This is a genomic window from Endozoicomonas ascidiicola (genome assembly GCF_001646945.1).
In the GTDB taxonomy this organism is placed as follows: domain Bacteria; phylum Pseudomonadota; class Gammaproteobacteria; order Pseudomonadales; family Endozoicomonadaceae; genus Endozoicomonas; species Endozoicomonas ascidiicola.
Map to the genome: position 1 here is coordinate 53,281 of NZ_LUTV01000002.1, position 14,945 is coordinate 68,225.

Sequence of the window (14,945 nt, forward strand, 5' to 3'; positions counted from 1 at the left end):
AAAATCCCTGAGAAGTGTCAATCTATTCGAAGTTATATCGTTTACCTGCTGCCGATTTTAATAGCAGTGGTCAGTATTGAACAGATATAGATTGTCAGTGATACCAACCATCTTGTCATTTATCCAACTCTTGTTAGTTGCTAGCGTAGCGCAATGTGTTAGTTGCTAGCGTGGTGTAATGCTATTACCAAAGATGAAAGATGTATGAGAATTCGAAGGAGTGTTTGACAATGGATAGTGTACCTAATCAAGTGAAAAGGAGTTATTCAGCCCACGTCGGTTCAGGGGTTGATACAACCAATGACCCTGCAAAGAGGAGCTGCACAACCAGCCCCGACCAACCCAATTTTTTGAGCATAATGCCCACCCATGCCCGAAAAAGCCTAACACCACTGATTTCAAAAGAGTTCAAAGCCGTTCATCGAGTTCAGAGTCAACTTCAGCCACTACCGTTGCTTGATAGCGACTTTTTGAAGCAATGCCAGAACCATGTACAAAAATATCTGCACACCAGTTATGACGGCTCACCGGTGACAGCTGATAACTTCCGGATTCGCCACGGCGCCCAGCATCAGAGTCGCGCCGCCCTCTGGGCATTGATACTGCTGCAGATGCGCCGGGATGCCGGAGATCAAGAGGCGCTGGCCTTTCCCAATAAGTGGATAAAGGCCTTGGTGATCACCTGCCTGCTGCACGACAGTGGCCGGAAAGCCGATGGTGCTGACCGCCCGGAATGGGAAGCCGCCAGTGCACAGAATAGCCGTAACACCGTGAATCAATTGATGGACAATCAGAAGCTGGCTGAGATCTGCCACAATGCCATTATCCACAAAGATACCCCAGAACAGTTTCCCCACCGTTCTGATAAAAACGCCTGTTTACTGCGCTCCCTGTTGCACGATGCCGACACTCTGGACGTGATCCGCACCCGCGGTGATTTTTGGCTTGAACGCCTGGAAAGTTATCAATTACCTGATATGAAAGAGAAGGTAACCGAACTGGCTAAAGATGTTCGGGACATCATTTCTGCCCAGCATGATCTGGCGCTGACCATTGCCATCTCGATCTCGCAGCCCGATCAGCATCAGCGTGAGACGATTGCCTCTGAGATACCCGAGAATTATAACAAAACGTTCAAAGCCGACTTTGAGCTGGCGGATAATGCTCTGGAACGGCAGTTGAGCCATCTGGCGCAATGCAAACCGCAACGATTTGCCACTTTGTCCCGGGCCGGGCTAGTGTCAAACCCGCCACTGGATAATAACAGCCCCATTCCCTCCACCCTAAGCCAAATGGTGAAGCTGGGGGAAAACCTTGGGGTTAATGCCGGCAACGAAGTCGGCTTGCATCGGGATCTGGTGAACGGTCAGCACTGGTATGTCAAAACCGGCACAGAAGCTGCCGTCCGCCATGAAAAACTGATGTGTGATCTGGCTCGATGCCTTGGAATGGATGTACCGGAGTGTCATCTACATCAAGAGGCAGGTGGACACTATTTTCTGTCGAAATGGCGGGAGAATCTTACGGATGGGAAAGAAGCACTGACGAACGTGTCCGTCGAGCAGAAAGCGCAGCTTATGCTGGTGATGGCACTGCTTGGAAACTTTGATGGCATTGGCGGCAAATTCAGCAACACGATGGTGGATAACAATGGTCGACTTGTGGCCATCGACTGGGGACAAGCAGGGCCTTTAAGTTGTTGTTCTAATCCAGCCAAACGGAAAGGTCAGCTTGAATTCTCATCGACGCCTCACGAGTTGGAGCTATTGCGTGATCCGCACACCGAAGCAATGAAAGGTTTTATTCAGCGTGGGATTCTTGGTTGGAATCCTAAAACGATTGAGCACACTGCTGAATTTTTTAAGCCGGTGAATGAATCTCGCCTTGCAGTTGCTGCCCGACAATTATTGCAAGCAGATCACCGTCAATTGAATGAATTGATCGAAGCAGGAGGGCCGATAAAAGAGGTTGAACGCAATCTGTTAAAACAAACGATTGCCGACCGCATTGCCTGGCTGGCTCTGCGTTTCCCAAGGACCTGTGATGATTTGCCAATAACCCCTGCCGAAGTAGCTGCTATTCGGGCGTCCGGCGTTCGGGGTTATTCCCGACAGATGAGCACTAAAGATGTTGAGAGTGGACAGATCCGGTTTTTCCAGCGGCAACGGGCAGACAATACATCAGAAACCGTCGCCCATTGCTATCTTACACCCTCTGCCGCAGAACGCCTCGCTATCTCGTTTGGAGCGACGACCGCTATTCATCATGCACTGGGGCAGTTGGATTTCTATCGCAATACCGTAAAACAAACGACATTGTCGGAAGAGCTGCGTTGCGATCTGGACTGTTTTGTGCAGAGGCTGACAACGATTGAACAGAATATTAATGAGACAAATGACGGGCAGTGGCAGTTTCACCACAGCGGTGATCGCAGTGATAAAGCGAGTTGGGAGGAAGTGAAACAATCACTGACGAATGCTATCAACTCATTGCACTTAGTGCTCAATTCTGAGCAAGATAGCGGAGTCAATTTATCGACCCTCCCTGATATTCCGTTCACTGTCATCCGCCTTCCCGGCCGGGTTGCACCGGTGGCCGTTGATGCCAGTAAAGTGGAGCTGGCAGAATTTAAGGATGGATTTGCCCAACTTACCGGCGAGAGCTCGGCTATTCCGAACACGGAAGCGGATAAGGGATTGCCCGCTTATGACTTTACACTGACGCTGGATAATGGCATTCGGGCCAGTTTTCATAGCGATAACCTGCCCGGCGCCATGAGCCTTGAACGGCAGCTGGTTCTGACCATTCCCGGCGATGACACCCAGGCCTGCCAACGGCTTTTTGCCGCCGTAAAGGCGCTGGACATCAACACTGATCGTCCTGACTATGAACAACTTCAAAGCCGGTATCTCGAACAGCTTGCTGTTCATCATGGTTGCGATTCTGAGATGCAAAAACAAGTGCTCGGAGAAATCGGCAGTATTTCCGAACAAAATGAAAAATATAAAACATTTCTTACGGAAAAGGGCTTTATAAAGGCGGGAGAAAACCCTCAATGGGTAAATCATTGCCAATTTCTGAACGGTGAACTGATGTTTTATCGCCCGCCTTACCCCTTCCCGCCGGGCGACACTGAGGAAACGGCATTCTACCCATTCCATGAGTTATCGTATAACTCTGAAACGCCAGACAACGGTATCGATAAGGTTCTCCCACGCCTTATTCACAGCGGTGGCAGCATCGACAGTTTTAATGAGCGCAGCCGCAAAGGGGTGACGATCCTGGGGAATCAAATTCTGGCTAAGAACATCCGCCAGGGTGCAGGTACCCAAGTCTTTACCCGACTGAAAAGCAAGGTGGATGAGGTATCGGGATTCGGTCTCGTAGGCTCGCCAGCCACTCTGGCGCGACTGGATGCCATAGGGCTGAACGATAATGCACTGAGATGCCAAAGTCAGAAGTATCCTTACCATTCTGCTTACGCCCGGAAGCACTTCCGGGCATTCCCCTCCGGACAGAAAATGCAGCTATTGGCAAAGCAGGAAAAGAATATTGTCAACCTGTCTGGCAATCTCTCCCTGTTAGATGAACTTGACAGCATTATGGTCACCACGAAGTCGGAGAAAGCGCGAGTCATTGAGTCCCTGAAACCTTTTTTTGATACCTGGCCCAATGGCAAGACACTGGATGAGCTGGTGACCTTCCGGAACAATTACCAGACGCTGTCGACTTCGGGCCCGCTGGCCAGTATTGTTAAAGCGGTCGGGCCTGTGCAGTTTGAGCGTTTTGTGCGTTCGAACCCCAAGATTAAGGACGGGATACTGTATTGCCTGAGTAATTTCCGATTTGAAAAAGGTTGTTTTGAACACCTTACAGTAAAAAATGATGCATTCAAAAATTCAGTCTTTATAGACTGTCAATTCAAGAATTGTGATTTCACAAAGCTAACACTGGATACCCTCGGGCAGGTAGAAGGTTGTTCATTTATTGACTGTCAATTTGACATTAATTCACACACTCTGCCGTATCTAGTGAATATGCTGCAGAAAAATCGTCTACCTACTCACCAGATAGAAAAAATTATAGAACAGGGGCTTTCAAATCTGGAAAACAACGAATCTCCGGGCGAAAAAGATCTACAGAAATTCCTGCTATTTTGTCAACTTATCATAAATAATAATGTAGACAAGAGGCTTACCCATCAAGCTAACCGCTTGATAGAGCATTACAGTGGAACGATACTATATAACCATACAAAACATTTTCAGCCTTTATTTGTAGTCTGGCAAAAGTTAAATAGTAAAAAACCAGAGAATACTTATGAATTAATGGAATTGATTATTAAGTACAATACTAAAGCTACGTGTGAGAATTTTTCCACAGGTGATTTAAAGATTTTTACATATGCCAAGTCACTCATTGATGAAAGCCGTATCAGCAGCAATCAAAAGAAGCAGTTAACAGACAATTTAAAAAACACCTTGAAAAGTCATTTAAGAAAAACAGATTTAACTATGTTTATTAGGGATTTTAAGGAATGGAAGAAGCTGATTGTTGATTTTTTGATGCTGCCAACTCATTCCGAATCATTCAGCTCTTTCATGTTTTCCTCTATTGACTGGAGTAGAAATCATCTCGAAAATTATTATGATTACAATCAAACTTTAAAAGCATTTCGTCACATAAAAGATAATGATCATGGCTTTACACTGCTTAAAATGGCAGTGCTTCAGGCCATGAAAGACAAAGATTTCGGGAAAAGCTGCATCTATACAAGCCTGATCATATCTGCCGTATCAGCAGCATTGCATCAGTTGAATGGGGTGCTCAGCCTGAACAATGTAACTCCTTGGAAAGTCACGTTACTCAAGGGTTCAAGCATTTTATGTGCTTTATATAGGCACATATCATCAGTAGAACCAGCAGTATTTATGCCCTTTAGGCAAGCAAGACTTCGCGCACATAATTCATACATCAATCAGGCGGAGCACCCGTTGAATGGAACAGTGCCGGAATGCGGCGAGGCTTTGAACTCACGTAACAACGTGTTGAAATCGTACTTGGTAAAAGCGATTAAATCCGAAGGCCACAACACGGGCATCCTGTTAAAAGCTGCCATGAACATTTGTGGGCAGAAAACGCCTGAACAAGTGATTGAACAGCTTATTGCTTCGAACCTGATTCCTAAAACAGAAATTTATGGGCTGTTCAAGCAACAGAGCCCTGCATTTGTTGAAAGGCTGATTGACGGATCAATCGAAGTTTACGAATCAATCGAAGTTTACGAATCAATCAGGAAACAATCGAAAATATTGCAGGAAATTGAGAAGCATAGACACACAATACCCGATGCTCACACAAAAAGTATTTGGTCGTTGCTGTCATTGCACGATCATCGTTTTGCTTCAGTGTCTTTCGATAAATCCATCAAAATATGGCAGCTCGAAACTGATGGTGTCATGAGTTTATTGCACACTTTGGAAGGCCATCGAGGCGCTGTACGATGTATTAAAAAGTTACCCGATGGTAGCCTGGTAACCGGTGGAGATGACAGCAACGTGCTTTTATGGCGTCCTGATGGGCGTGGCGGCTTCAAGCCTCCCGTAGCCCTGAAAAGCAAAAAAAGTGGCCAGCATTGTGCAGTTGATATGTGCTTGCAGGCTAATGGCCGCCTGGTGGTCAGTTGGGGAGGTGCAACTCTGGAACGCTGGCAGTTAAATCGGGATAGCGAGCCTTACCACAGAGGCCTGATCCCTGAGACGCATAAACACCATGCAGGAGTTTTGGCGGTGTTACCGGATAACAGGCTTATTACCGCGTCAGATGACCACACCCTGAAAATATGGGATCTTGATCAACCAAAAGGCAAGCAGCTTCTGGAAACCCGAGAGAGTCACCACTATGGTATTCAATGTATAACCCTGCTTGGTGACGGTCATCAATTTGCTACCGGCTCATCAATGGAGCCTGTCATTGAAATCTGGGATTCTAATTACAATCGGCCTGAGCCACTCTATAAACTGGAAAGTGGACATAAAGCGAGTATTTCAAGTTTGGTGAGCCTTCCCGGGAATCGTCTGGCTTCGGCCGCAGAAGATGGTACCGTCTGCTTATGGGACCTTGAAAAACCACAAGGCGAGCAGTTGCTCTATGTCATTCAAGGTTCTGATAATGCCAAACCTATCAAGCTTATTCATCAGGGAAAGCACTTGATTTTGGCCGGTAGATACAGTCGGCAACTCATTTCTTTGCCAATTTCTGGGGTGCTCAGCCTGAATAATGTAACTCCTTGGAAAGTCACGTTACTCAAGGGATCAAGCATTTTATGTGATTTATATAGGCTCATATCATCAGTAGAACCAACAGTATTTATGCCCCTTAGGCAAGCAAGACTTCGCGCACATAATTCATACATCAATCAGGCGGAGCACCAAATTTCTGATTAGTTGTTGACTCGCAGAATACCCCAGAGAAAATTGGGATTTCATTCTGCCACAGGGCAACCATGTCGGGATACCGACCATCCATGGCATAACCCCGAAAATTGCTCCTGCACTTGTGCCCTCGGGTATTTTCGGGATACCGGCCATCCATGGCATAACCCCGAAAATTGCTCCTGCATTTTCGGGATACCGGCCATCCATGGCCATAAAAAAAGCCAGAGTAAAAACGCTGGCTTTTTGTTACATCAGATAACACTCAGGAGATGAACGTTATACGGAGTAGTACAGATCGAACTCAACAGGGTGAGTGGTCTGGCTAACCGCAAGACACTCTTCCTTCTTCAGTTCGATGTAACCGTCGATCATGTCGTCGGTGAATACGCCACCGGCGGTCAGGAATTCACGGTCTGCGTCCAGAGCAGCCAGCGCTTCTTCGAAGCTTTCAGCTACGGTTGGGATTTCAGCGGCTTCTTCTGGTGGCAGGTCGTACAGATCCTTGTCAGCAGCGTCGCCAGGGTGGATCTTGTTTTTGATGCCGTCCAGACCAGCCATCATCAGAGCAGCGAAGGCCAAGTATGGGTTAGCGGTTGGATCAGGGAAGCGTACTTCGATACGACGGGCCTTAGGGCTGTTGACGTAAGGAATACGGATAGAAGCAGAACGGTTACGGGCAGAGTAAGCCAGCATTACCGGAGCTTCGAAACCAGGAATCAGACGCTTGTAGGAGTTAGTAGAAGCGTTAGCGAAAGCGTTGATGGCTTTAGCATGTTTGATAACACCACCGATGTAGTACAGCGCTTCTTCAGACAGACCGGCATAGCCGTCGCCCGCAAACAGGTTTTCACCGTTCTTGGACAGAGACATGTGTACGTGCATACCGGAACCATTGTCGCCTACCAGCGGCTTGGGCATAAAGGTAGCGGTTTTGCCATAAGCGTGAGCAACGTTATGAACGGCATACTTGAGGATCTGAACTTCGTCAGCTTTCTTAACCAGTGTGTTGAACTTAACACCGATTTCACACTGACCAGCAGTACCCACTTCGTGGTGATGCACTTCAACTTCAAGACCCTGAGCTTCCATGGCTTCACACATAGCGCCACGAAGATCGTGCAGAGAGTCAACAGGAGGAACCGGGAAGTAACCGCCTTTTACTTTAGGACGGTGACCCGTGTTACCACCTTCAAACTTGGCGTTAGAAGACCAGGCCGCTTCTTCAGAATTTACTTCGTAAGAAGCACCGGAGATATCAACGTTCCACTTAACGTCGTCAAATACGAAGAACTCTGGCTCTGGGCCAAAGAAAGCGGTGTCGGCAATACCGGTAGACTTCAAATATTCTTCAGCGCGCTTGGCAACGGAACGTGGGTCACGCTCATAACCCTGCATGGTTGAAGGCTCAACGATGTCGCAACGCAGGTTCAGAGTAGAAGCTTCGGTGAAAGGATCGATAGTGGCCGTGTCGTCCACTGGCATCAGAATCATGTCGGATTCGTTAATGCCCTTCCAGCCCGCGATGGAGGAGCCATCGAACATTTTACCGATTTCGAAGAACTCATCATCGATTTCACTGATGGGGATGGATACGTGCTGCTCTTTACCTTTGGTATCGGTGAAGCGCATATCTACCCACTTAACGTCATGTTCCTTAATCAGGCTAAGAGTCTTCGACATTTTTATTTCCTCCAGAGGACAAACACCGCGCTGTAATGCCAGGCTCTATTGACATAAGAATCAGGCGGTTACTGATCAATTTCTGAATACTTTTTGTTAATGCAAAAAAGTAACAGAGAAAAGTGCTTGCTGGAGCAATAGCAATTGCTATGCCATTTTCCGGTAATTAGCGTGGAAGCCCGATAACGTCTAGGTTCGATAAGCTGCCCCCTTGCCATTTGCCCTCTATTGCGTTCTTCAGAGAGTTCGCCAAGAACACATACTGCACCAAAATAGTGCGCCATAACTCAATAGAGAGCCAAAACAGTGCAGGAGATCTTCTCTTACGTCCACCACCTTGCCAGCGCAGAAAAGTGTACTCCCTTTACCCAACTATTTGCACTTTTACTTACACTGGTAGATATATCCACTAATCGGATTTGAGCAGACGTTCAGACTGTCCAGAAGGCTACGTTTTTCGTTATAATGTGTAGCTAGCACTCGAATACCTGCCGTACTAAATCCCCAAGAGCCACCAGACCCATGAAGTTCATCATTAAACTGTTCCCGGAAATCACCATCAAAAGTGCTCCGGTAAGAAAACGCTTTATTAAAATGCTGCGACAGAACCTTCGCACCATTCTTAAGCGCGTGGATGAAGACATTGATGTCTCTGGCACCTGGGATTACGTCGAAGTCACGACCAGCCACAATGATGAAATTCTCATTGCTGAAATCAGTGACCACCTCAGCCACATTCCTGGCATTGCCTACTGGCTTCAGGTGGCTGAACACAAACTGATCAGCCTTGACGATATTCTGGAAAAAGCACTGGAAGCCCATGCAGACAGTCTGGAAGGAAAAACCTTCTGTGTACGTTGCAACCGCCACGGTAAACATGACTTCCAGTCCATCGACGTAGAACGTTTCGTTGGCGGCGGTCTGAACCAGCAAAGCAAAGCTAAAGGCGTCAGTCTGAAAGACCCTGAAGTCACTGTGCGTATCGATATCAAACATGATCGCTACTTCATGACTCAAAAGCGTGGAGAAGGCCTTGGTGGTTATCCTCTTGGTTCTCAAGAACCTGTGCTGTCTCTAATTTCTGGTGGTTTTGACTCCACCGTTTCCAGCTTCCTGACCATGAAGCGCGGCATTCGCACACACTTCTGCTTTTTCAACCTTGGCGGCCATGCCCATGAGTTGGCGGTTAAAGAAGTGGCATTTTACTTATGGAACCGCTTTGGCGCTTCGCATCGGGTTAAGTTTGTCACGATTCCTTTTGAAGGCGTGGTGGAAGAAATCCTCACCAAGGTTGATAACTCCCAGATGGGGGTCATTCTCAAACGAATGATGCTGCGAGCTGCCACCAAGGTGGGCGAAGAAATGAAAATGTCAGCACTAGTAACCGGCGAAGCCATTGGTCAGGTTTCCAGCCAGACGCTGCCCAACCTTGCGGTCATTGATTCAGTGACGGATGCATTGGTTCTCAGACCTCTGATCACCATGGACAAGCAGGCCATTATTGATATTTCCATCGATATTGGCACCGAAGAGTTTGTTCGTAATATTCCGGAATACTGCGCGGTTATCTCCAAGAACCCGACGACTCGAGCTAAAGAAGACAGAGTTGCCCACGAAGAGTCCAAATTCGACTTTGACGTTCTGGAACAGGCCATCACTGATCGTCGTATGGTGTCTATTCACGACATCATCGCCGATGACTTGTCCCGCGAGGAAGTAGAGGTTTACAGCGAAGTGCCTCAAGGCGAAGTGATTATCGATATCCGCCATCACACTGAGCAGGAAATCAAACCCTTCTCCATGCCTGACCGGGAAGTGATCGAAATCCCGTTTTACCGGCTCAGATCCCATTTCCCGGAACTGGACAAAACCCGTCATTACCTGCTCTACTGCGAAAAAGGCGTGATGAGCCAGCTGCACGCTATGCACCTGCGTGAAGAAGGGCATAACAATGTTGGGGTTTACAGCCCGGCAGAAAAATAAGATTTTATGAAAACCGCAGGAGTCACAATAAGGCATTGTGACTGCCTCAAACTTTGGAGTAGCAAGGATGAAACTGGCACTTATCGCCGCGGTAGCTGACAATAACGCCATTGGCATCAACAACAAAATGCCCTGGTATCTGCCAGGTGATTTGCGCTACTTCAAAGCAGTGACCATGGGAAAGCCCATTATTATGGGTCGTAAAACCTTTGATTCTTTGCGAAAACCACTGCCAGGCAGAACCAATATAGTGATCACCCGAGATACCAGCTGGCATCATGACGGTGTAAAAGTGGTTCATCATCTGCAAGATGCTATTTCGCTCGCAGAAGATGTAGCCCTGATTAATGGCAATGAAGAGATTATGGTGATTGGTGGTGAGCAGATTTATCGTCAGGCTATCGCTCAAGCCACTCGACTTTACCTGACCCGTGTATACCAAAGTTTTGACGGCGATGCTTTTTTCCCGGAATTTGATCAACAACAGTGGCGGGAAACCTCAAGAGAAGACATTCATTCTGACGAAGAAGAGTCCATTAATTACAGCTATCTTGTTTTAGATAGAGCTCATCAAGACTCTTAATTTAATATCCCCTTCAGTGCGTTTTTATAAAATGCGCCAACCTTCACTTAGCTATAGTAAATAAACGGATTTATTTACTTTTATTTGGCCTGCAACGGGCTGCCTTAGGGAATGAGGAATGCCTAACATACCACCATCCGGCAGAAATTCCGGTCCTGTTCAGAACGACCAGCGTATGCCGGTGCAGCATACTGAGGCCGATAAAAAGACAGTAAATCCAACGCCTTCCCCTCATCTGTCAGAGAGCATTAAGAACATTGAATCCAAATACTGGCATAACAGACTGGTATCATTTTGCCTTAAAACCATTCAACGAATCACCCAACCTCCCAAGTCATTTCTTATTCAACAGCAGATTTCATCATTATCCGATGGCTCGGATAGAAGTAAAATTAAAGTATTGGCAGCTTTAAAGCTACACAGCGAAAAAGGTACGAAAAATATACCCCTACACACAGCTGCTCAATCAACTATTGACGGAAGCATAGCGCTATCCCAAAAAACTCTCAGAAAGGTAGATCAAACCTTGCAGTTATCATCTGTTGGGATTGGTTATGAGTACTACAGAAAGGGAAAACATGTTCCTGATGGCTATTTAGAAAACTTACTCTTCCCTGAATTAGCCCAAATGGTTTTAGATTCCATCCATGAACTCAAAAAAAACACCTCACTTACTGAGTTGCAACAATCAATCACTGACACTGAAATAGCAAAAAAACTCGTAATAACCGAAGCGGAAAAAGCTGGCATAAAGAAAGATAAAGACTTTTCTTTTGAGCGCATTCTAGAGCTAAAGCAAGGAATACGAAATAATCTAGTCATCTCTATTGAAGAACAACAGTCGATGAGCAAGGCAGTAAGTGAAATTGACAAGCTAAGGAAAAACACCTCTAACCCAGAGCCACCTAAGCTAGAGCCACCTAATAAAACGAATCATTTCATCGAAAAAGAAGATCGAAAACATATTAAAAAATTGGTCACTCAAGATCGCTTTTTCTCATGGCTAAATATAAAAGATGCTGCAAACCGAACCAAAAGAATGCTACTCAGAAATAAACTGCACGGCGGTATTTTACTATTTTCACTTGCGATGACCGCAGTACTTTCCGTGATATTTCCCCCCGCAGGAGCAACCCTTGGTATAGCTGTATTAACTGGGCTAGGAATAGAGCTTGCCTATATCTCATTCTGGTCTGGAACTGACTCCCTATGGCAGAGACTCAGAATTTTCATTGGATTAAAACAAATAAAAAAGCACTCAAATTTTAAATACGACACCCTGGACCCAAGAAATGACCGAAAAAGAATGAAGCTCATAAAGGAGCTAGCAACTATTTGCAAAATAAAGAATTTCACACACATCTATAACACCTATGCCGAGCTTGAAAAGCTTGCAACAAAAATAAACAAGATCGATCAAAAAGAAAGTATAAAAGAATCAATAAAACTTGAAAAACTTAGAGCACTTTATAAAAAACGACACAAAGAACTTTTTTCAAACATGCTATTCTTTGATCAACTCAGAGAAAACATCATTATAAACAAAACAATACTAGAAGATCGTCTTAGAAATAATTTATTGGATATATGGGAAGAGAAATTCTCTAATAGGCCAAAAGAAGAACTGGAAAAAATATTTCTATCTGCCAATAAGAAAGGTTCACTAATTATTCATAACCAAGAGATAGACTCAACCGATAAAGAATGGCTCAGCAAGACAATTCCTTTTTGGATGAAAAATGCAAGCACTAAAACCTCACCAGAAGATAACCTGAAAGAAAAAATACTAACGAAACAAAAAGAATCTTTTTTTTCTGGAATCAAAAAATACACAAAACATATTTCACGCTCAACCATAATAAGGCAAGCAAAGAAATTCACTTTCAACAATATGAGAGATTTAATAAGAAACGCATTTAAATCAAAACCACACTCAGCTGAAATTGTTTTCTCTCATACCAATCCTTTTTCATCAGCAGCAAATGCTTCTGGATATTCATCTTTTGTCATTGCTTTTATTTTAGAAACCCTAGCCAGCAAAGCAAACCAAAAAATCAATGAAAAAAGAATGGAAGAGATAAAATCTGGCAAAAAAGGGACGACATTCAGTTTATTTGGATCAAGACCTAGAACAGGAAGAGAAGAAATTTCAACCTATCAAGCCTTATCAAAGAATGACGTTGAACCAATGATTCAATTATTATCGGAGGCAATGCTTGAATCTGACAAAATCAATAAAAAAATATTAAAGGCAAAATTTTCAGCACCATTAAACAGTTTACATCGATATGACTCTATAAGCGATCAAAAAGCAGCGGAATTTATATTAAAATTTGCCATATGGAATCTGTTAATTGAGAAAGAAAAAAATAATACTGTAAACTTATTTTACAAAGATATCTTGGAAAAATCCGAAAAAAGGAACAGTGAAGTATCTAGTGCCCTAAAAATAAACGGTAAAAAACCACTATCTATTAAGAAAATATCAATTCCCAGTGCATTCAATTACATAACTAATATAGATCAAAATAATAGCAGTATAGATCCAGAGCCATTTATCGTATCTCGTGCTATCTATCGAGAACAATCTGATGTTATTTTGCATCGCATACACAACAAACCCTCAGGACAGTTGATCATTGCACTGCTTCAAAAAAATCTCACGGAGCAACAAGCCATCAAAAGGATTCACACCCTTGATCTTGATGAGCTTAGGGTATTACAACATTGGGCAAGTTATGCATCTCGGGAGGACAGCTTCCGGGCCCATAAAGCTATTCTGAAAAAATTTGATCGCATAGTCGCTCATGCTATTCACCAACGATATAGCGATCATAGCCATTCATCCCCTCCCAGAACTTTCCAGAGGCCAGTAGATCCACTCTAGGAGCCTGTCGGCTAAGTCCAACGGCTCCTAGCCAAGTATTTTCTTCAAGACTTTAGACTGTCGCTTACGGTTGTACTTCTCTTTTAACACTTCTGGTAAGGCTTTAATTGAACCCTCATCAAACCCTCGCTCGATAAACCAGTGTGCCGTCTGAGTGGTTTGTGCATACAATTCCTTGATACCTTTCTCTTGTGCCAGCGCTTCAATATGACTCAACAACAAGTCGCCACGATTCGACTGCCGATAATCAGGGTGGACAACGACACAAGCAAGCTCTGCAACACTAACCCCTTTGTTGTCAAATGGATGCAAAGCTGCACAGCCAATGATCATGCCATCCAGCAACACCACTTTGAACCAATGTATTTCTCTTTCCAATTCTTTCCTGGAACGACGGCGAAGAATACCTTTCTCTTCAAAAGGACGAATCAATTCCAAAATACCCGCGACGTCGTCAATGGTAGCTCGGCGAACTTCCTCATAACTGTCTCTGGATATCAGTGTGCCAGCGCCATCTCTTGTAAACAGCTCCATCAATAAAGAACCGTCTACCTGGAAACTGATAATCTGAACTCGATCCACCCCTTCAGTACAGGCTTTGGTAGCAGACGACAATAGTCGCTTCTGTTCACCTGCAAGATGATGAATTTGTGTTTGGGCTTCTACAGGTGATATCCGACTGATCAGCTCCCCTTTATCATTAATAACGCCGTCTTTGGATCCATAGAAAACCAATTTCTCTGCATTCAGGCTAATCGCAGTTTGTGTCGCTACCTCTTCAGCCTCAATATTAAAAACCTCACCAGTAGGTGATAAGCCCAGGCAAGATAATAAAACCACGTAGCCGCTGTTTAATAGCTGATCAATAGCCTGATCATCCACCTTACGTACCGTTCCGGTATGCTTAAAATCCACGCCATCGTGCACTCCAAGAGGTTTGGCGGTCACAAAATTACCGCCAACCACCCGAATTCTTGCACCGTGCATAGGAGAGTTCACCAGACCAACAGAAAGTTTGGATTCAATTAATGCTCTCATGTTGCCAACGGCATCAATCACCGACTCAAGGCTCTGCTTATCAGTGACCCGCCGTTCATTATAAAACGCTGATTGAATACCTCGTTGCTGAAGGCGGTCTTCTATCTGTGGGCGTGCACCATGGACGATCACCAGCCGAACGCCCAGGCTACTCATGAGTGCAATATCGCTGATGATATTACTCAGATTGGTATGTGCCAGTGTTTCACCACTGAGCATAATGACAAATGTCTTCCCCCTATGCGCGTGTATGTACGGAGATGACTGACGGAAAAATTTCACATAGTCCGCTTTATTATCTTTTTTGTTCACTGTGTGCACTTGTCATTGAGTTGAA

The 14,945-nt window shown here is 45.0% G+C and carries 6 protein-coding genes; 4 read left to right on the top strand and 2 right to left on the bottom strand.

Annotated elements, in window-relative coordinates; genetic code table 11:
* The first annotated feature begins 230 nt into the window (after window positions 1-230).
* Complete coding sequence (locus tag AKL11_RS04400) at window positions 231-6,446, top strand: WD40 repeat domain-containing protein (protein ID WP_067515433.1); 6,216 nt, start codon at window positions 231-233, stop codon at window positions 6,444-6,446.
* Window positions 6,447-6,713: 267 nt separating this feature from the next.
* On the opposite strand, the gene glnA is transcribed toward AKL11_RS04400, so the two are convergent.
* The gene (gene glnA, locus AKL11_RS04405; RefSeq protein ID WP_067515434.1) at window positions 6,714-8,117 is read right to left on the bottom strand and encodes a glutamate--ammonia ligase; all 1,404 of its coding nucleotides are present in this window, start codon (window positions 8,115-8,117) and stop codon (window positions 6,714-6,716) included.
* Window positions 8,118-8,639: 522 nt separating this feature from the next.
* Here glnA and thiI point away from each other — a divergent pair.
* The 3 genes from thiI (at window position 8,640) to AKL11_RS04420 (ending at window position 13,570) form a co-directional block, all read left to right on the top strand.
* Window positions 8,640-10,100 (top strand): tRNA uracil 4-sulfurtransferase ThiI, encoded by a 1,461-nt coding sequence (gene thiI / locus AKL11_RS04410; RefSeq protein ID WP_067515435.1) that lies wholly within the window; start codon window positions 8,640-8,642, stop codon window positions 10,098-10,100.
* A gap of 67 nt (window positions 10,101-10,167) precedes the next feature.
* On the top strand, window positions 10,168-10,683 hold the full coding sequence (locus AKL11_RS04415; protein ID WP_067515436.1) for a dihydrofolate reductase: 516 nt from the start codon (window positions 10,168-10,170) through the stop codon (window positions 10,681-10,683).
* 118 nt (window positions 10,684-10,801) lie between these two features.
* Window positions 10,802-13,570 carry a hypothetical protein gene (locus AKL11_RS04420; RefSeq protein ID WP_157673417.1) on the top strand — a complete coding sequence of 923 codons (2,769 nt, stop codon included), beginning with the start codon at window positions 10,802-10,804 and terminating at the stop codon, window positions 13,568-13,570.
* Window positions 13,571-13,597: 27 nt separating this feature from the next.
* On the opposite strand, the gene argA is transcribed toward AKL11_RS04420, so the two are convergent.
* The gene (gene argA / locus AKL11_RS04425) at window positions 13,598-14,920 is read right to left on the bottom strand and encodes an amino-acid N-acetyltransferase (protein WP_067515438.1); all 1,323 of its coding nucleotides are present in this window, start codon (window positions 14,918-14,920) and stop codon (window positions 13,598-13,600) included.
* Window positions 14,921-14,945: the final 25 nt, after the last annotated feature.